The organism is Pseudomonas sp. MBLB4123 (assembly GCF_051904775.1).
Lineage (GTDB): Bacteria > Pseudomonadota > Gammaproteobacteria > Pseudomonadales > Pseudomonadaceae > Aquipseudomonas > Aquipseudomonas benzenivorans_B.
The window spans coordinates 4188029-4206036 of the sequence record NZ_CP196711.1; the positions used below are offsets into that span (position 1 = coordinate 4188029).

Annotated in this window: 18 protein-coding genes; 10 read left to right on the plus strand and 8 right to left on the minus strand. The window is 68.0% G+C overall.

The features are described 5' to 3' along the window. Window positions 1–48: 48 nt before the first annotated feature. Complete coding sequence (locus ACSX1C_RS19425) at window positions 49–1341, minus strand: NCS2 family permease (RefSeq protein WP_439887486.1); 1293 nt, start codon at window positions 1339–1341, stop codon at window positions 49–51. Between the two features lie 183 nt (window positions 1342–1524). Here ACSX1C_RS19425 and ACSX1C_RS19430 point away from each other — a divergent pair, with 183 nt between their 5' ends. Continuing rightward, window positions 1525–2079, plus strand: a complete 555-nt coding sequence (locus ACSX1C_RS19430; protein ID WP_318643545.1) for a DJ-1 family glyoxalase III — start codon at window positions 1525–1527, stop codon at window positions 2077–2079. A 27-nt stretch (window positions 2080–2106) separates the two neighbouring features. Here the strand turns inward: ACSX1C_RS19430 and ACSX1C_RS19435 are convergent, their stop codons facing one another. Next, window positions 2107–2784 carry a glutathione S-transferase family protein gene (locus tag ACSX1C_RS19435; RefSeq protein ID WP_439887487.1) on the minus strand — a complete coding sequence of 226 codons (678 nt, stop codon included), beginning with the start codon at window positions 2782–2784 and terminating at the stop codon, window positions 2107–2109. Beyond that, a complete protein-coding gene (locus ACSX1C_RS19440; protein WP_439887488.1) occupies window positions 2781–3197 on the minus strand; it encodes a DoxX family membrane protein in 417 nt (138 codons plus the stop codon). The genes ACSX1C_RS19435 and ACSX1C_RS19440 overlap by 4 nt, the downstream gene beginning before the upstream one ends. 107 nt (window positions 3198–3304) lie before the next feature. On the opposite strand from ACSX1C_RS19440, the gene ACSX1C_RS19445 reads away from it, so the two are divergent. After that, on the plus strand, window positions 3305–4180 hold the full coding sequence (locus ACSX1C_RS19445) for a LysR family transcriptional regulator (protein ID WP_439887489.1): 876 nt from the start codon (window positions 3305–3307) through the stop codon (window positions 4178–4180). Between the two features lie 4 nt (window positions 4181–4184). Here ACSX1C_RS19445 and ACSX1C_RS19450 read toward each other — a convergent pair whose 3' ends face one another. After that, window positions 4185–5435 (minus strand): MFS transporter, encoded by a 1251-nt coding sequence (locus ACSX1C_RS19450; protein WP_439887490.1) that lies wholly within the window; start codon window positions 5433–5435, stop codon window positions 4185–4187. Between the two features lie 217 nt (window positions 5436–5652). On the opposite strand from ACSX1C_RS19450, the gene ACSX1C_RS19455 reads away from it, so the two are divergent. Genes ACSX1C_RS19455 through ACSX1C_RS19465 form a run of 3 tightly spaced genes read left to right on the plus strand, consistent with a single transcriptional unit; the run spans window position 5653 to window position 8250 of the window. Beyond that, window positions 5653–7086: a cytochrome ubiquinol oxidase subunit I gene (locus ACSX1C_RS19455; protein ID WP_439887491.1), complete on the plus strand. Its 1434-nt coding sequence runs from the start codon at window positions 5653–5655 to the stop codon at window positions 7084–7086. A gap of 2 nt (window positions 7087–7088) precedes the next feature. Further along, on the plus strand, window positions 7089–8096 hold the full coding sequence (gene cydB / locus ACSX1C_RS19460; RefSeq protein WP_439887492.1) for a cytochrome d ubiquinol oxidase subunit II: 1008 nt from the start codon (window positions 7089–7091) through the stop codon (window positions 8094–8096). A gap of 10 nt (window positions 8097–8106) precedes the next feature. Further along, complete coding sequence (locus tag ACSX1C_RS19465) at window positions 8107–8250, plus strand: DUF2474 domain-containing protein (protein WP_369958724.1); 144 nt, start codon at window positions 8107–8109, stop codon at window positions 8248–8250. 146 nt (window positions 8251–8396) lie between these two features. Here ACSX1C_RS19465 and ACSX1C_RS19470 read toward each other — a convergent pair whose 3' ends face one another. Next, entirely contained in the window at window positions 8397–9521 is a 1125-nt protein-coding gene (locus tag ACSX1C_RS19470; RefSeq protein WP_439887493.1) for a methyltransferase, read from the minus strand. A gap of 375 nt (window positions 9522–9896) precedes the next feature. On the opposite strand from ACSX1C_RS19470, the gene ACSX1C_RS19475 reads away from it, so the two are divergent. The 3 genes from ACSX1C_RS19475 to ACSX1C_RS19485 all read left to right on the plus strand — a co-directional run bounded on the left by ACSX1C_RS19475 (window position 9897) and on the right by ACSX1C_RS19485 (window position 13596). Next, complete coding sequence (locus tag ACSX1C_RS19475) at window positions 9897–10892, plus strand: DctP family TRAP transporter solute-binding subunit (RefSeq protein ID WP_318643537.1); 996 nt, start codon at window positions 9897–9899, stop codon at window positions 10890–10892. An 87-nt stretch (window positions 10893–10979) separates the two neighbouring features. Continuing rightward, on the plus strand, window positions 10980–11756 hold the full coding sequence (locus tag ACSX1C_RS19480) for a ferredoxin--NADP reductase (protein WP_439887494.1): 777 nt from the start codon (window positions 10980–10982) through the stop codon (window positions 11754–11756). 283 nt (window positions 11757–12039) lie between these two features. Then, window positions 12040–13596, plus strand: a complete 1557-nt coding sequence (locus ACSX1C_RS19485; RefSeq protein ID WP_439887495.1) for a TerC family protein — start codon at window positions 12040–12042, stop codon at window positions 13594–13596. A 45-nt stretch (window positions 13597–13641) separates the two neighbouring features. On the opposite strand, the gene mscL is transcribed toward ACSX1C_RS19485, so the two are convergent. Then, window positions 13642–14055 carry a large-conductance mechanosensitive channel protein MscL gene (mscL, locus tag ACSX1C_RS19490; RefSeq protein ID WP_439887496.1) on the minus strand — a complete coding sequence of 138 codons (414 nt, stop codon included), beginning with the start codon at window positions 14053–14055 and terminating at the stop codon, window positions 13642–13644. A 173-nt stretch (window positions 14056–14228) separates the two neighbouring features. On the opposite strand from mscL, the gene ACSX1C_RS19495 reads away from it, so the two are divergent. Together ACSX1C_RS19495 and radA are read left to right on the plus strand one after the other, a co-directional pair. Continuing rightward, a complete protein-coding gene (locus tag ACSX1C_RS19495; protein WP_318643533.1) occupies window positions 14229–14477 on the plus strand; it encodes a YdcH family protein in 249 nt (82 codons plus the stop codon). 248 nt (window positions 14478–14725) lie between these two features. After that, window positions 14726–16090: a DNA repair protein RadA gene (gene radA, locus ACSX1C_RS19500; RefSeq protein ID WP_318643532.1), complete on the plus strand. Its 1365-nt coding sequence runs from the start codon at window positions 14726–14728 to the stop codon at window positions 16088–16090. Between the two features lie 50 nt (window positions 16091–16140). On the opposite strand, the gene ACSX1C_RS19505 is transcribed toward radA, so the two are convergent. Further along, window positions 16141–16515: a PilZ domain-containing protein gene (locus ACSX1C_RS19505; protein WP_318643531.1), complete on the minus strand. Its 375-nt coding sequence runs from the start codon at window positions 16513–16515 to the stop codon at window positions 16141–16143. Window positions 16516–16644: 129 nt separating this feature from the next. After that, a complete protein-coding gene (glyA, locus tag ACSX1C_RS19510; RefSeq protein WP_439887497.1) occupies window positions 16645–17898 on the minus strand; it encodes a serine hydroxymethyltransferase in 1254 nt (417 codons plus the stop codon). Window positions 17899–18008: the final 110 nt, after the last annotated feature.

Consider the following 18008-nt stretch of genomic DNA (forward strand, 5'->3'; position numbering starts at 1 on the left):
CGGACAGGAGCGGGACGGGCCCGCTCCTGGAGGACTGGCTGGCCGGGCTCAGGCGAAGAAGCCCAGCTTGATCACGAACAACGCCGAGAGTATCACCAGCGCCGGGTTGAGGTCGCGCCAGCGGCCGGCCAGGACCTTGACCAGGGTCCAGGTGATGAAGCCGAAGGCGATGCCGTTGGCGATGGAGAAGGTCAGTGGCATGGCCAGGGCGGCCACCGCCACCGGCGCGGCGACGGTCAGGTCGTCCCAGTCGATCTGCGCCAGGCTGCTCATCATCAGCACCGCGACGAACAGCAGCGCCGGCGCCGTGGCGTAGGCCGGCACGGCGCCGGCCAGGGGCGCGAAGAACAGGCTGAGGAGGAACAGCAGGGCGACCACGCAGGCGGTCAGGCCGGTGCGCCCGCCGGCGCTGATGCCGGCCGCCGACTCGATGTAGCTGGTGGTGGTGCTGGTGCCCAGGGCGGCGCCGGCCATGGTCGCGCTGCTGTCGGCCAGCAGGGCGCGGCCGAGCTTGGGCATCTTGCCGTCCTGATCCAGCAGCTTGGCGCGCTGGGCCACGCCGATCAGGGTGCCGGAGGTGTCGAACAGGTCGACGAAGAGGAAGGCGAAGATCACGCTGAGCAGGCCGATATCCAGGGCGCCCATGATGTCCAGTTGCATCAGGGTCGGCGCCAGTGCCGGCGGCATCGACACCACGGCGTCGAGCTGGGACAGGCCCAGGGCGATGGACAGGCCGGTGACCGCCAGGATGCCGATCATCACCGCGCCGGTGACCCGGCGATAGGCCAGGGCGGCGATGATGAAGAAGCCCAGGCAGGCCAGCAGCGGGCCGCCCTGGGAGAGGTCGCCGAGGCCGACCAGGGTGGCCGGGTGATCGATGACGATGCCGGCGTTCTTCAGCGCGATGATCGCCAGGAACAGGCCGATGCCGGCGGCGATGCCCGAGCGCAGGGCCAGGGGGATGCTGTTGATGATCCACTCGCGGATCTTGAAGATCGACAGCAGGAAGAAGATCGCCCCGGAGAGGAACACCGCGCCCAGGGCGGTCTGCCAGCTGTAGCCCATGGTTAGCACCACGGTGTAGGTGAAGAAGGCGTTGAGGCCCATGCCCGGCGCCAGCGCGATCGGGTAGTTGGCCAGCAGGCCCATAATCGCCGAGCCGATGGCCGCCGCCAGGCAGGTGGCGACGAACACCGCGCCGTGATCCATGCCGGTCTCGGCGAGGATGCTGGGGTTGACGAAGAGGATGTAGGCCATGGTCAGGAAGGTGGTGAGACCGGCGAGGATCTCGGTGCGCACTGTGGTGTTGTGCGCTTTGAGTTGGAATAGGCGTTCCAGCATGGCGTCTCCCTGTGGCGCAGATGGCGCCGTTGATGTGCAAACCGCAAGCAAAGCACATCCGCGCACGGGCGGCGGTTTTTGCGGGCGATCTGGAAAAGGCGCGCATCATATCAGCTAGGCTTTAGCCGGTGAATTTGTGACCGAAAGGTCAGCGCAATCGCCTTTCCAGTCGAGGAGCAGAGCATGAGCACACGCGCCGTAATCACCGTAGCCGATGGCGTCGAGGACCTCGAATGCGTGACCCTGATCGACGTGCTGCGCCGCGCCGAGATCGAGGTGGTGGTGGCCAGCATCGAGGGCCGGCGGATGATCACCTGCGCCCGCGGCACGCGCCTGACCGCCGACGCCATGCTGGTCGACGTGCTGGCCCAGGAGTTCGACCTGATCGTTTTGCCCGGCGGCATGCCCGGCGCCCAGCGCCTGGGCGAGCACGAGCCGCTGGCCGAGCGGGTGCGCCAGCAGGCCAAGGCCGGCAAGTTCTACGCCGCCATCTGCGCGGCGCCGGCCATGGCCCTGCAGCCGTTCGGCGTGCTCCGCCAGCGGCGCATGACCTGCTACCCGTCCTTCAGCGATCGCCTGTCCGGCTGCAGCTTCGTCGACGAGCCGGTGGTGGTCGACGGCAACTGCATCACCAGCCAGGGCCCCGGCACCGCCCTGGCCTTCGCCCTGTGCCTGGTCGAGCAGCTGCGCGGCAAGGGCACCCGCCGCCAGGTGGCCGAGGCCATGCTGGCCGACTAGGCCCGTGCGAGGCGGTTGGCGGCTCGACTACGCGGCGGTGGTCTGCCTCAGCAGGCAGGACAGCCGGCTGTCGCGGCGCTCGATGAACTGCCACAGGCGCTGCGCGTAGTCCGCTGGCGCCGCCGCCTGCACCGAGGGACGCCGGGCTAATGCCTGGCGCCAGCGTTCGACCTTGTCGAGGCCGGCGAAGGTGGCGAAGTCGGCGATGCGCTCGAATACCAGCCAGTAGCGGAAGACCGGGGCGAAGGCCGCATCCACCAGAGAGAAGCGTTCGCCGGCGAACCAGGGCCCCGTCTGCAGCGTCTCCTCCAGCTGCTCGAAGCGCCGGCGCAGGGCCTGCTGCCGGGCGTCCAGCTGCTCCGCGTCGGCGGCGTTGTAGAAGCGCGCGATGTCGTTGAGCAGGGCCGAGGCGAACTCGATCCAGGCGCGGTGACGGGCGCGCTCGAAGGCGTCGGTGGGGTGCAGGCGCGGCGCCAGGGTTTCGTCGAGGTACTCGGCGATCACCGCCGACTCGAACAGCACGCCGCGCTCGCTGCGCAGCAGCGGCACCTTGCCCAGCGGGGAGAGGGCGAGGAACCAGGCGGGCTTGTCGCTCAGGTCGACGTCGCGGCGGCTGAAGGCCACGTCTTTTTCCGCCAGCACGATGGCCGCCCGTTGCACGTAGGGGCACAGCGGGTGGCTGACCAGTTCCAGTGAGGTGTTCATGGGGTGGCTCCTTCGGCTTTCAGGGCCAGCGGGCCGTCGCCGAGCAGGACGTGGACCAGGGACATGGCGGCGAGGAACAGCGGGTATTCCCAGCCGCCGCCGGGGTTGCTGAAGATCCAGCCGTTGGGCGCATGGATCAGCAGCGCGCCGAGCAGGATCGGCAGCAGCGCCAGGGACACCCAGCGGCCATGGAAGCCGAGCAGGATCAGCAGGCCGCCGAGGCTTTCCGCGACGATCAGCGGCAGGGCAAGGGCCGCCGGCAGCCCCTGGCCGGCCAGCCATTGCGCGAGCCCGGCGACGCCGAAGGTGAACAGCTTGAGCAGCAGCCCGTGGCTGATCCACATGGCGGCCAGGCCGATGCGCAGCAGCAGGCGTGCGGCGGCGGGGTAGCGGGGCAGTGCGAGACTGGGCATGGACAAGCTCCTGTCGGTCGGCAGTAGCGCCTTGACCCCAGGCTATGCTTTGCAATTCGGCGGATAAATTCCCAATATCCGCACAACGCCTATGCGGATTTGCATTGATGGATTGGAGCGACCTGCAGTACTTCCTCGCCGTCGCCCGGGGCGGCTCGATCAGCCAGGCCGCGCGCACCCTGCGGGTCAACCACAGCACCGTGCTGCGGCGCCTGCAGCGCCTGGAGCAGCGCCTCGGCGTGGCGCTGTTCCAGCGCCTGCCCGGCGGCTATGAACTGACCGCGGCGGGCGAGGCGCTGGCCGCGCAGCTGGACGGGGTGGACGAGCAGATCGAACGGGCCGGGCGCCAGCTGCTGGGCCAGGATCTGCAGATTCGCGGCAGCATCCGCCTGACCTCCACCGACACCTTGTTCGCCAGCCTGCTGACCCCGCTGCTGGCGCAGTTTCGCCAGGCCCATCCGGCCGTGCGGCTGCAGTTGGTGACCAACAACAGCTTTCTCAGCCTGACCCGGCGCGAGGCCGACATGGCGGTGCGCGGCACCAACCAGCCGCCGGAGAACCTGCTGGGGCGCTGCGTCGGCCGTATCCAGACCGCCCTCTATGCCTCGTCGGCCTACCTGGCCGGTCGATCGGCGAACCTGCCGTTGAGCGAACACCAGTGGGTCGGCCCCGACGAGAGCCTGGCGCACCTGCGGCAGGCCGCCTGGCTGGCGGCGCGGGTGCCGGCCGAACAGGTGGTGGCGCGCAGCGACAGCCTGGTCGGCATGGTCGAGTGCGTGCGCCTGGGCATGGGCGTCGGCCTGCTGCTCTGCCCGCTGGCCGAGGCGCACGCCGAGCTGGTGCGCCTGGCCGAGCCCGACCCGGCCCTGGATACCCAGGTGTGGGTGCTGACCCATCCGGACCTGCGCGGGGTGGCGCGCATCCGCGCGCTCGGCGAGTTCCTCTACCAGGCGCTGAGCGCCGACCCGCGCCTGCAGCACTGAGCCCTCAGCGCGGGTGCGCCGCCGCGCCGGCCTCCTCGGGCTCCTGCAGGCGGTCGCGCCGGGCCAGGCTCGGGAACAGCCTGATCCAGGCGCCGGTCACCAGCAGGGTGCCGACCCCGCCCAGCACCACCGCCGGCACGGTGCCGAACCAGTGGGCGGTGAGCCCGGACTCGAACTCGCCGAGCTGGTTGGAGGCGCCGATGAACAACCCGTTCACCGCGCTGACCCGGCCGCGCATGGCGTCCGGGGTCTGCAGCTGCACGAAGGCGCCGCGGATGACCATGCTGATCATGTCCGCCGCGCCGAGCACCACCAGCACCGCCAGGCTGAACCAGAAGGAGGTGGACAGGCCGAAGGCGATGGTGGCCACGCCGAACACCGCCACCGCGCTGAACATGGTCCGCCCGACGTTGCGTTCGAGGGGAAAGCGCGCCAGCCAGAAGGACATCAGCAGCGCGCCCACCGCCGGCGCCGAACGCAGCAGGCCCAGGCCCCAGGGGCCGGTGAGCAGGATGTCCTTGGCGAACACCGGCAGCAGGGCGGTGGCGCCGCCGAGCAGCACGGCGAACAGGTCCAGGGAGATGGCACCGAAGATGTCGCGGCGGCTGCGGATATAGCGGATGCCGGCCAGCAGCGACTCCAGCGAGGCGCGCTCCTTGCGCAGCGGCTCCTGGCGCGGCGGCAGGCCGAGCATCAGGGCACAGGCCAGCCCATAGAGCAGGGCGGTCGGCGCGTACACCCACAGGCTGCCGAAGGCGAACAGCAGGCCGCCGAGGGCCGGGGCGGCGATGGTCGCGGTCTGCATCGCCGAGGCGGAGGCGGCCACCGCCGCGGGGAACAGCGCCGCCGGCACCAGGCTGGGCAGCAGCGCCTGGGTCGCCGGCATCTCGAAGGCGCGGGCGCTGCCGAGGAGGAAGGCGAGGACGAAGATCAGCTCGCGGGTCACCTCGCCGCTGCTGCTGCCCAGCACCAGGGCCAGGGCGATCAGCGCCTGGCCCCCCTGGCACAGCGCGGCGACCTTGCGCCGGTCGTAGCGGTCGGCGACATGCCCGGTGTGCAGCATGAACAGCACCCGCGGGAGGAATTCCACCAGGCCCACCAGGCCCAGGTCGAGCACGTTGCCGGTCAGCTGGTACATATGCCAGCCGATGGCCACGGTGAGCATCTGGAAGCCGCTGGCGGTGCACACCCGCGCCAGCCAGAAGGCGATGAAGGGGCGCTGGTGGCGCAGCAGCAGGGTGCCGTGGGTCGACATGGGGTTTTAGTTAGCCAGCTACTGAATGGCTGTCAGCCTAGCATGCCAGACCGGGCCGGCAAGGAGGCTGCGCGACAAATAACCACAGCAGCGGGCGTGGGGCGCGGCGTTACGCTGTAGGCGTCTATTGATCCGGATCAAGGCGGCTGTCGGGTTTGTCTGCTGTAGACGAACGGGCCCGCCGCTCCGCCCCCAGCAACCCGCACGAGGATGTTGCATGCTTGGCTTAGAGGCGCTCGACCTGGCCCGCATCCAGTTCGCCTTCACCATCTCCTTCCACATCATCTTCCCGGCCATCACCATCGGCCTGGCCAGTTACCTGGCGGTGCTCGAGGGGTTGTGGCTGAAGACCCGCGAGGAGGTCTACCGCGATCTCTACCACTTCTGGGCGAAGATATTCGCCGTCAACTTCGGCATGGGCGTGGTCTCCGGCCTGGTCATGGCCTATCAGTTCGGCACCAACTGGAGCGCCTTCTCCGACTTCGCCGGGGCGGTCACCGGGCCGCTGCTGACCTACGAGGTGCTCACCGCCTTCTTCCTCGAGGCGGGGTTCCTCGGCGTCATGCTGTTCGGCTGGAACCGCGTCGGCCCCGGCCTGCACTTCTTCTCCACGGTCATGGTGGCGATCGGCACGCTGATCTCGACCTTCTGGATCCTCGCCTCCAACAGCTGGATGCACACCCCCCAGGGCTTCGAGATCGTCGACGGCCGGGTGATTCCGGTGGACTGGCTGGCGGTGGTGTTCAACCCCTCGTTCCCCTATCGCCTGGCCCACATGGCCACCGCGGCCTTCCTCGCCACCGCCTTCTTCGTCGGCGCCTCGGCGGCCTGGCACCTGCTGCGCGGGCGCGACAACCCGGCGATCCGCAAGATGCTGTCGATGGCCATGTGGATGGCCCTGATCGTCGCGCCGATCCAGGCCATGATCGGCGACCTGCACGGCCTCAACACCCTCAAGTACCAGCCGGCCAAGATCGCCGCGATGGAGGGCCACTGGGACAACAGCAGCGGCGAGCCGACCCCGCTGATCCTGTTCGGCTGGCCGGACATGGAGGCCGAGGAGACCCGCTTCAAGCTGGAGATTCCGGCCCTCGGCAGCCTGATCCTGACCCACAGCCTGGATCAGCAGGTGCCGGCCCTGAAGGAGTTCGCGCCGGAGGACCGGCCCAACTCGACCCTGGTGTTCTGGACCTTCCGCATCATGGTCGCCCTGGGTCTGCTGATGATCCTCACCGGCCTGTGGAGCCTGTGGCTGCGCCATAGCGGCGGCCTGTTCCACAGCCGGCCGTTCCTCCATCTGGCGGTGTGGATGGGCCCCTCGGGCATCGTCGCCATCCTCGCCGGCTGGTTCACCACCGAGGTCGGCCGCCAGCCCTGGGTGGTGCACGGCCTGATGCGCACCGCCGATGCCTCCTCCGGCCACAGCCTGGCGCAGATGAGCCTGACCCTGGCGCTGTTCGTGGTGGTGTATTTCGCCCTGTTCGGCGCGGGCCTGGGCTACATGCTGCGCCTGGTGCGCAAGGGCCCGGTCACCGACGAGGGCAGGGCAGTGGCCCATGGCGGCCCCGGCCAGGCGCGCACGCCGTCGCGGCCGTTGTCCGCCGCCGAGGACGACGAGGATGGCGACCACCTGCAGACTGAGAGGAGCTGAGCATGGGTATCGATCTTTCGCTGATCTGGGCGGTGATCATCGCCTTCGGGGTGATGATGTACGTGGTCATGGACGGCTTCGACTTAGGGATAGGCATCCTCTTCCCCCTGGTCGCCGACGACGGCGAGCGCGACGTGATGATGAACACCGTGGCGCCGGTGTGGGACGGCAACGAGACCTGGCTGGTGCTCGGCGGCGCGGCGCTGTTCGGCGCCTTCCCGCTGGCCTATGCGGTGGTCTTGAGCGCCCTGTACCTGCCGCTGATCCTGATGCTGCTGGGGCTGATCTTCCGCGGCGTGGCCTTCGAGTTCCGCTTCAAGGCCAAGGCGGCCAAGCGGCACATCTGGGACAAGGCCTTCATCGGTGGCTCGCTGACCGCGACCTTCTTCCAGGGCGTGGCCCTGGGCGCCTATATCGACGGCTTCGAGGTGGTGGACCGGGCCTATGCCGGCGGCGCCCTGGACTGGCTGACGCCGTTCTCGCTGTTCTGCGGCCTGGCGCTGATCGCCGCCTACGCCCTGCTCGGCTGCACCTGGCTGATCATGAAGACCGAGGGCCGCCTGCAGCAGCAGATGCACGACCTGGCGCGGCCGCTGGTGTTCGTCCTGCTGGCGGTGACCGGCATCGTCAGCCTGTGGACGCCCCTGGCCCATGCGGAGATCGCCCAGCGCTGGTTCAGCCTGCCGAACCTGTTCTGGTTTATGCCGGTGCCCGTGCTGGTGCTGGTCTGCACCTGGGCGCTGTTGCGGGCGGTGGCGCGCAACGCCAACTACTCGCCGTTCCTGCTGACCCTGACGCTGATCTTCCTCGGCTACAGCGGCCTGGGCATCAGCCTGTGGCCGAACATCATCCCGCCTGCGGTGAGCATCTGGGACGCCGCCGCGCCGCCGCAGAGCCAGGGCTTCATCCTGGTCGGCGCGCTGTTCATCATCCCCTTCATCCTGATGTACACGGCCTGGAGCTACTACGTGTTCCGCGGCAAGGTGCGGGTGGAAGATGGCTACCACTGAGGGCCGCGGGATGAGCGACACGGGCGAGAAGAAGCCGCTGTGGCAGCGCCTGGGCTGGCTGGCGCTGATCTGGAGCGCCAGCGTGCTGGCCCTGGCCGCCGTGGCCGGATTGCTGCGCCTGTTTATGAGCGCCGCGGGGCTGGGCACACCCTGATCGGCTGCCGATCTTCGTGGGTTTCGTCGGGTGGGTTAGCTGCGCAGCGGCGTAACCCACCAACGTGGTGATGCGCCTGCCATGGTGGGTTGTGGCGCAGTAAGGATTGGCCCGACGCCGGTAACTCGGACAGATGCCAACCCTCCCTACTTGATGGCCTTGAGCACCACGAACTTGGGCGTGGCCGCCACCTGCTCGACGCCGCGGAACAGGCGCTTGAGCTTGGCGTGGTAGCCCAGGTGGCGGTTGCCGACTATCCACAGCTCGCCGCCCTTGGCCAGCGCGGCGCGGGCCTGCTGGAACATGCGCCAGGCGAGGAAGTCGCCGACCACCTGCTGCTGGTGGAAGGGCGGGTTGCACAGCACCAGGTCCAGGGAGTCGGCGTCCTGCTCGGCCAGGCCGTCGCCGGCGCGAATGCTCGCCGGCCGCTCGCCCAGGGCCGCGCGCCAGTTCTCCCGCGCCGACTGCACCGCCATATAGGACTCGTCCACCAGGCACAGCTCGGCCTGCGGGCTGCCCAGGGCGTAGGCGATGCCGAGCACGCCGTTGCCGCAACCGAGGTCCGCCACGCGGATGCGTCCCAGGTGCTTGGGCAGGTGCGGCAGCAGGGCGCGGGTGCCGATGTCCAGGCCCTCGCGGCAGAACAGATTGGCGTGGTTGAGCAGTTCCAGGCTCGGCTGCTCCAGGCGGTAGCGGGTCGGGTAGGGCGACACCGGGGCGGCCTTGGTGTCGGGCGTAGCCAGCAGCAGGCGCGCCTTCTTCACCGCCAGCGAGGCCTGCACCGGGCCTATGTAGCGCTCCAGCAGGTCGCCGGCGGCCCGCGGCAGGTGCTTGACCATGGCCGCCGCCACCACCCGCGCGCCCGGCGCCAGCTGACCGTGCAGGCGGATCAGCTGCTCCTCCAGCAGCGCCAGGGTCTTGGGCACGCGGATCAGCACCCAGTCGAACGGCCCTTGCGGCGTCTCGCTGGCCGGGACGAAGTCCACCGCGTCGCCCGGCAGCCGGTTGCGCGCCAGGTTCACCGTCAGGCCCAGGTAACCCAGATGGGAGTCGCCGCTGCTGGTCACCCGCGCCCGGCCGGCCAGGCTGGCGGCCAGGGCGCCGAAGCTGTCGTTGAGCACCAGCAGACGTGCAGCGGCGGGCAGGCCCTGTTCGGCCAGATGCGACAGCAGGTACTCGTCGGCCGCATCGAAGGCCTGCAGCGGCTCGTTGGGTTGCTCGGGGTGGCGGATCAGCTCGAGCTGAGCGAAGGGGCTGGAGAATAGGGGCATCGGTAACTCGGGTTGGCAGGATGACGAGAGCGGCGGGGTAGCCGGCGCTATTGTCGACCCAAGTGCCGGAAAAGTCTCGAAACTGAGAGCTCGTCCGGCAAAACGACTCTTGTACCTCACCGCGCTTTGCCGAAGAATGCCGCCCCCCGCCGGCCCGTCGGTCGTATTCGATACCGCCGAGTCATGCCGGCCGGCGCGCCAATAATAACCAGGCTTCTGAGCTCCGCGCGCAGATACGACCTGGTAGCCCATGATGGTCGAGCGTCCGGCACCCGCCTGCCGATGACGTCGGCCCGTCACCCTGAAAAGCCCAAACCGTTGAGGCCCCTGCCGTTGCAGAGGGCTTCCCGGCGTGCCATCGCATAAGGAAAGTCGATGTTCAAACCCCTGTTAGCCCTGTTCTGTTCCCTGTCGCTGCTGGCATCCCATGCGGCTCTGGCCGAGGCCAAGGCACCGATCGTCATCAAGTTCTCCCATGTCGTGGCGCAGGACACTCCCAAAGGCCAGGGCGCGTTGCTGTTCAAGAAACTGGTGGAAGAGCGCCTGGCAGGCGAGGTGGCGGTCGAGGTCTACCCGAACGCCACGCTGTTCGGCGACGCCGATGAGCTCGAGGCGCTGCGCAGCAACCAGGTACAGCTGCTGGCGCCCTCGCTGTCCAAGTTCGGTGCCTACACCCAGCAATTGCAGCTGTTCGACCTGCCATTCCTGTTCGACGACCTGGCCGCGGTCAAGCGCTTCCAGAAGCGCGACAAGGGCCGCGAGCTGTTGCGTTCGATGGCGCAGCACAACATCTACGGTCTGGCCTACTGGAACAACGGCATGAAGCAGCTGTCCGCCAACCGCCCACTGCGCCTGCCGGCGGACGCCAAGGGGCTGGCCTTCCGTATCCAGCCGTCCGAGGTGCTGGCGGCCCAGTTCGACCAGCTCGGCGCCCAGGCGGTCAAGCTGCCGTTCGCCGACACCGTCGCGGCGCTGCAGAACGGCACCGTGCAGGGCGCCGAGAATCCCTGGTCGAATATCGCCAGCCAGCAACTGGACCGGCTGCAGCCCTTCGTCACCGAAACCGCCCACGGCTCGTTGAATTACATGCTGGTGAGCAACTCGACCTTCTGGAACGGCATTCCCTTCCGTATTCGCTCCGAGCTGGAGGCGATCATCGAGGAGGTCAGCCTCGCGGTGGGCCGTGCGGCCGAGCAGCTCAACCGGCGCGACCGGGCACAGCTGTTGGCGGCCGGCCGGACCCAGTTGATCGAGTTGACGCCTGCCGAACTGGCCGCCTGGCGCCAGGCGATGCAGCCGCTGTGGCAGCGCTACGAGGCGCAGATCGGCGCCGATGTGCTGCGCGCCGCGCAGACCGTCAACCGCCGCTGAGCCCGGCAATAGCCGCAGTGCCTGCGGGTGTTTATCGGGCGGACTTTGCGCAACACTGGAGGCCTATCCGCGACCCGGGGGCATGCAATGACCGTCAGCGAAGAGAAGTTCACCCGCCAGACCCTGAGCGAGGTGCGCGTCTGGTCGCCGAGCCTGTTCAGCCTGCGCTGTTCGCGCGACCCGGGCTTTCGTTTCCGCGCCGGCCAGTTCGCCCGCCTCGGCGTGCAGAAGGCCGACGGCTCCCTGGTCTGGCGCGCCTATTCGATGGTCTCGGCGCCCCACGACGAGTTCCTCGAGTTCTTCTCCATAGTCGTGCCGGGCGGCGAGTTCACCTCGGAGCTGAGCCGGCTGCAGGCCGGTGACAGCCTGCTGGTGGACAAGCAGGCCTTCGGCTTCCTCACCCTCGACCGCTTCGCCGACGGCCGCGATCTCTGGTTGCTGGCCAGCGGCACCGGCCTGGCGCCCTTCCTGTCATTGCTGCAGGACTTCGAGGCCTGGCAGCGCTTCGACCGCATCGTCCTGGTCTACAGCGCCCGCACCGCCAGCGAGCTGGCCTACCAGGCGCTCATCCAGGGCATCGGCGAACTGGAGTATCTGGCCGAGTACGCCGACAAGCTGACCTACCTGCCCACCGTCACCCGCGAGCGGGCCCCGGGCTGTCTGCATGGGCGCATCACCACCCTGCTGGACAACGGCGAGCTGGAGCAGGCCGCCGGCCTGACCCTGAGCCCCGAGCATTCGCGGCTGATGCTCTGCGGCAATCCGCAGATGATCGACGACACCCGGGCGCTGCTGAAACGGCGTGACCTGCACCTGAGCCTGACCCGTCGGCCGGGCCAGGTGGCGGTGGAGAACTACTGGTAAGAACTGGTAACGAATCTCGGCTTAGCGCCGTCTGGGCAATTCTGTAGAGTCGCCGGCCGTGTTTGCTTTTTATGGCCTGTATGGACAGCGATAGCAGTAGACCGCCCTCGGCAATCGGTCCGGGGGCACCCCAGCAAGAAGGCTCGGCCGTCCTCCGGTCTGTGCCGCGTCAGTCATTTAGCCCTGATCTTTCCTCTTCCAGCCGAGCCTTGTCGTGCCGCCCGCGCGGGCGTTCGGCTGGACCCGCTTCCCCCTTCTTTCCTTCGCAAGAGCACCCCTGTAAATGGAATGGATAGCCGACCCTACGGCCTGGCTGGGTCTGTTGACCCTCATCGTCCTGGAAATCGTCCTGGGCATCGACAACCTGGTGTTCATCGCCATCCTCGCGGACAAGCTGCCGCCCGAGCAGCGCGACCGCGCCCGGCTGATCGGCCTGAGCCTGGCCCTGTTGATGCGTCTCGGCCTGCTGGCCAGCATCGCCTGGCTGGTGACCCTCACCGAGCCGCTGCTCGAGCTGTTCGGCAAGACCTTCTCCGGTCGTGACCTGATCATGCTCGGCGGCGGCATCTTCCTGCTGTTCAAGGCCACCATGGAGCTGCACGAACGCCTCGAGGGCAGCAGCCACAAGCCCGGCGGCAACCGCGGCTACGCCCGCTTCTGGCCGGTGGTGGCGCAGATCATCGTGCTCGATGCGGTGTTCTCCCTGGATGCGGTGATCACCGCGGTGGGCATGGTCGACGAACTGCAGGTGATGATGGTCGCAGTGGTCATCTCCATGGGCCTGATGCTGGTCGCCAGCAAGCCGCTGACCGCCTTCGTCAACGCGCGGCCCACGGTGATCATGCTGTGCCTGGGCTTCTTGATGATGATCGGCTTCAGCCTCACCGCCGAGGGGCTGGGTTTTCACATTCCCAAGGGCTATCTCTACGCCGCCATCGGCTTCTCGATCCTCATCGAGCTGTTCAACCAGCTCGCCCGGGCCCGTCGCAAACGCCACCTGCAAGGCGAGCACAGCCTGCGCGAACGCACCGCACATGCCGTGCTGCGCCTGCTCGGCGGCAAGGTCGAGGCCAACGAGGTGGGCGAGGAGATTGCCGACATGCTCGACGGGGCGGGGGGCGAGGCGGCGCTGTTCGACCGTCGTGAGCGGGTGATGATCCGCGGCGTGCTGGGGCTGGCCGAAGCGTCGATCCGCAGGGCCATGACCGACCGCATGCAGGTCGACCGTATCGACCTGGATACACCGCCGGAGAAGATTCATCGGGCGTTGCTCGACTCGCCGCATTCGCGCCTGCTGGTCAGCCGTTGCGCGGCCGACGACGAGCCGCTCGGCTATGTGCACAAGAAGGAGCTATTCAAGGCGCTGCTCAAGGGCGAGCAGCCGGACATCGAGAGTTTGGTGCGAGTACCGCTCAACCTGCCGGACGGCGTCTCGGTTCTCGCGGCCCTGGAGCAGATGCGTCAGGCCTCGACCCATGTGGCCTTCGTGGTCAACGAATTCGGCGGCTTCGAGGGGCTGCTGACGCTCACCGATATCCTCGAGGCGATTGCCGGCGAACTGCCGGACGCCAGCGAGGTGCAGGGGCCGGATATCGAACCGGTGGAAGGCGGTTACCGGGTCAATGGCGCGATCAATCTGGCAGTGCTGCGTAACCGCCTGGGCTTCGCCGCCAGTCCCTGTGACGACTACCAGACCCTGGCCGGACTGGCCATGAGCCTGCTCGATCGCCTGCCGCTGATCGGTGATCAGCTGGAACATGCCGACTGGCACCTGACGGTGACCGCGGTCAAGGATCGTCGGGTCAGCAAGCTGCTGCTGCGGCCGCTCTCCGCCGAATGAGGCGCACCTGCGCTTAGTGAGCCGATGTGAGCGGCCAGGCGAGCGTCACTCGTTGCGTTGCTGGGCCTTGAGCAGGTCGCGGATCTCGGCGAGCAGCTGCTGGTCCTGGGTCGGTGCCGCTGGGGCGGCGGGGGCGGCCTCTTCCTCGCGCTTGAGGCGGTTGATGACCTTGATGCCGAGGAAGATGGCGAAGGCGATGATGGCGAAGTCGACGACGGTCTGGATGAACTTGCCGTAGGCCAGGGTCACCGCCGGCAGGTCGCCTTCGGCGGCCTTGAGCACGATGGCCAGGTCGGAGAAGTCCACGCCGCCGATGAGGATGCCCAGCGGTGGCATCACCAGGTCGGCGACGAAGGAGGAGACGATCTTGCCGAACGCCGCGCCGATGATGATGCCCACTGCCATGTCCACCACGTTGCCTTTGACCGCAAAGGCCTTGAATTCGCCGAGTATGCTCATGCCGTCGCTCCTGGGTGTGCTCGGCTGAGTGTAATCCAGGCGCGCGACCTTGCCAGGGCAGCGCAGGCCAAACCCAGGGCCAGGGCGCGGAGTGGCGCTGGTCCGGGCGCCCGGTGGAAAGCCCCGAGCTGAGCTAGGCTGATGGTAAATACACCCAGCCAGAGGATGCCGCCATGCCATTGCAATATCATCCGCTCAGCCGTGAATTCCCGCAGTTCGAAGCGCAGATGCGCGCCCTGTTCCAGGCTGACGGACACTTCGCCCGGCTGGCCCGGGAGTATGAGGAGCTGGACAAGCGCATCTATGAGGTCGAAGACGGCCGGGTCGCCATGGACGAGATGGAGTTGCTGGGGCTGAAGATGCAGCGGGTCAGTCTGAAGGACGAAGTCGCCGCGATGTTGAGCAACGGCGCCAGCAAATGAGCTGAGCGCAGGCCGGAACCGGTTCCCGGCGGGGGAGTCGTCCGGGGCCGCCTTCGGAGGTCGCGGTACGGCGCGCGAACCTCGATCGCTGTTTGCAGTATTTCCCACCCATTCGAGTTTTTTTCCGAGCCAGGGGCGGTCTGTGCGCGGCCGCTGTCGTGCGGGCGATTGCGCCTGGGCTGTCGCTGCCGTCTCGCTCGCTCGACGTGACAGGCTATGATGCGCGTTTTCCTCCGACGGAGTCCGTGATGGCCAAGGCCAAGCGCATGTACGGCTGCACCGAGTGCGGCGCGACCTTTCCCAAGTGGGCCGGCCAGTGTGGCGAGTGCGGGGCCTGGAACACCCTGGTGGAGACCCTGCTGGAGAGCGGCGCGAGCACCCCCAGCGGGCGCACCGGCTGGGCCGGCCAGCAGGCGCAGATCAAGACCCTGGCCGAGGTCAGCGTCGAGGAGATGCCGCGCTTCTCCACCGCCTCGGGCGAGCTGGACCGGGTGCTCGGCGGCGGCCTGGTGGACGGTTCGGTGGTGCTGATCGGCGGCGACCCGGGCATCGGCAAGTCGACCATCCTGCTGCAGACCCTGTGCAACATCGCCACGCGCTTCCCGGCGCTCTACGTCACCGGCGAGGAGTCGCAGCAGCAGGTGGCCATGCGCGCGCGGCGCCTGGGCCTGCCGGAGGACCGCCTGAAGGTGATGACCGAGACCAACATCGAGGCCATCATCGCCACCGCACGCCTGGAAAAGCCCAAGGTGATGGTGATCGACTCGATCCAGACCATCTTCACCGAGCAGCTGCAGTCGGCCCCCGGCGGGGTGGCCCAGGTGCGCGAGAGCGCCGCCTTGCTGGTGCGCTTCGCCAAGCAGAGCGGTACGGCGATCTTCCTGGTCGGCCACGTGACCAAGGAGGGCGCCCTGGCCGGGCCGCGGGTGCTCGAACACATGGTCGACACCGTGCTGTATTTCGAGGGCGAGTCGGACGGCCGCCTACGGCTGTTGCGGGCGGTGAAGAACCGTTTCGGCGCAGTCAACGAGCTGGGCGTGTTCGGCATGACCGACAAGGGCCTGAAGGAGGTCACCAACCCCTCGGCGATCTTCCTCACCCGCGCCCAGGAGGAGGTGCCGGGCAGCGTGGTGATGGCCACCTGGGAGGGCACCCGGCCGATGCTGGTGGAGGTGCAGGCGCTGGTCGACACCAGCCACCTGGGCAATCCGCGTCGGGTCACCCTGGGCCTGGACCAGAACCGCCTGGCCATGCTCCTGGCGGTATTGCACCGGCATGGAGGCATCCCCACCTACGACCAGGACGTGTTCCTCAACGTGGTCGGCGGGGTCAAGGTGCTGGAGACGGCCTCGGATCTGGCGCTGATGGCCGCGGTGATCTCCAGCCTGCGCAATCGGTCGCTGGCCAGCGACCTGCTGGTGTTCGGCGAGGTGGGCCTGTCCGGCGAGATCCGCCCGGTGCCCAGCGGTCAGGAGCGCCTCAAGGAGGCGGCCAAGCATGGTTTCAAGCGCGCCATAGTGCCCAGGGGCAACGCGCCCAAGGAGGCCCCGGCGGGGCTCTCGATCATCGCGGTGACGCGCCTGGAGCAGGCGCTGGATGCCTTGTTCGAATAGGCAGACGAGAAGGGGCGCCGTGGCGCCCCTTCTGCGATGTTGCTCGCCCCTCAGGCCTGTTCGTCGCCCAGGGCCGCCAGTTCGCGCTCCAGCAGGGCCTCGTCGCCGAGGTTGAGTTCCACCAGGCGGCGCAGGTGGCTGATCGAGTCGAGGTCGATATGCCGGCAGATGAATCCCAGCAGATCGTCCTGGCTGCGCGCCAGTTCCACCTCCATGCGTACGCGGATATCGCCGCCCAGCTCGATCAGGGCCTCGAAGGGGCGTTCGGCGTCGCCGTTCCAGTCCGCCGGACGCCTGATCAGCAGGCCCTTGAGGGACAGGTCGTGCAACTCGGCCGGCCAGCGCTGCTCGCCCTGGACGATCTCGGTGGGGGCGTCGAAGTCGATGCGCTGGAAGCGTCGACGCTCTTGGCTGATTTCACTCATCTACAGACTCCTGGACGATTGCGTCCACTATAGCTAAGGCTCGGGCCGCTGGCGCGGCATTCTTGAGTTGTCCAGGCTGCATCAAGAAAAAGCCCGCCGAGTGGCGGGCTTCTGCGTGACGCAGGCGGTTTACTGGCCGTAGACCGGGAACTTCGCGCACAGCGCCTTGACCTGCTCGCGCACGCGGCCTTCCACGGCCTCGTCGCCCAGGTTGGCGAGCACCTCGCAGATCCAGCCGGCCAGTGCGCGGCATTGCTCTTCCTTGAAGCCGCGGGTGGTCACCGCCGGGGTGCCGATGCGCAGACCCGAGGTGACGAAGGGCGAGCGCGGATCGTTCGGCACGCTGTTCTTGTTGACGGTGATAAAGGCGCGACCCAGGGCGGCGTCGGCGTCCTTGCCGGTGATGTCCTGCTTGATCAGGCTGAGCAGGAACAGGTGGTTCTGGGTGCCGCCGGAGACCACCTCGTAGCCGTTCTCGATGAACACCCCGGCCATGGCCTGGGCGTTCTTCACCACCTGCTGCTGGTAGGCCTTGAACTCCGGTTGCAGGGCTTCCTTGAAGCACACCGCCTTGGCGGCGATCACGTGCTCCAGCGGGCCGCCCTGGCCGCCGGGGAAGACTGCGGAGTTGAGCTTCTTCTCCAGCTCCTCGTTCTTGCGGGCGATGATCAGGCCGCCGCGCGGGCCGCGCAGGGTCTTGTGGGTGGTGGTGGTGACCACGTCGGCGAAGGGCACCGGGTTCGGGTAGACGCCGGCGGCGACCAGACCGGCGACATGGGCCATGTCGACGAAGAGGTAGGCGCCGACCTTGTCGGCGATGGCGCGGAAGCGTGGGAAGTCCAGCACCTGGGAGTAGGCGCTGAAGCCGGCGATGATCATCTTCGGCTGGTGCTCCACGGCCAGGCGCTCGACCTCGTCGTAGTCGATCAGGCCGTCGGCGTCGATGCCGTACTGCACGGCGTTGTAGATCTTGCCGGAGAAGCTGACGCTGGCGCCGTGGGTCAGGTGGCCGCCGTGGGCCAGGCTCATGCCCAGCACGGTGTCGCCGGCGTTGAGCAGGGCCATGTACACGGCGGCGTTGGCCTGGCTGCCGGAGTGCGGCTGGACGTTGGCGTAGTCGGCGCCGAACAGCTGCTTGGCGCGGTCGATGGCCAGTTGCTCGACCAGGTCGACGTACTCGCAGCCGCCGTAGTAGCGCTTGCCCGGGTAGCCTTCGGCGTACTTGTTGGTCAGCACGCTGCCCTGGGCTTCCATCACCGCCGGGCTGGTGTAGTTTTCCGAGGCGATCAGCTCGATGTGTTCTTCCTGGCGCTGGGCTTCCTGCGCCATCGCGGCAGACAATTCGGCGTCGAAACGGGCGAGGTTCAATTCACGGCTGAACATATGGCAATCCCCTGGCAAATCAGCTGGACGGTTGAAAGAGGGCGCGGATTCTACCCCATTGCAGCCGAGGCGGGGCGTGAATGGCGGTCATGGGCCGCGCGAGCGGGATT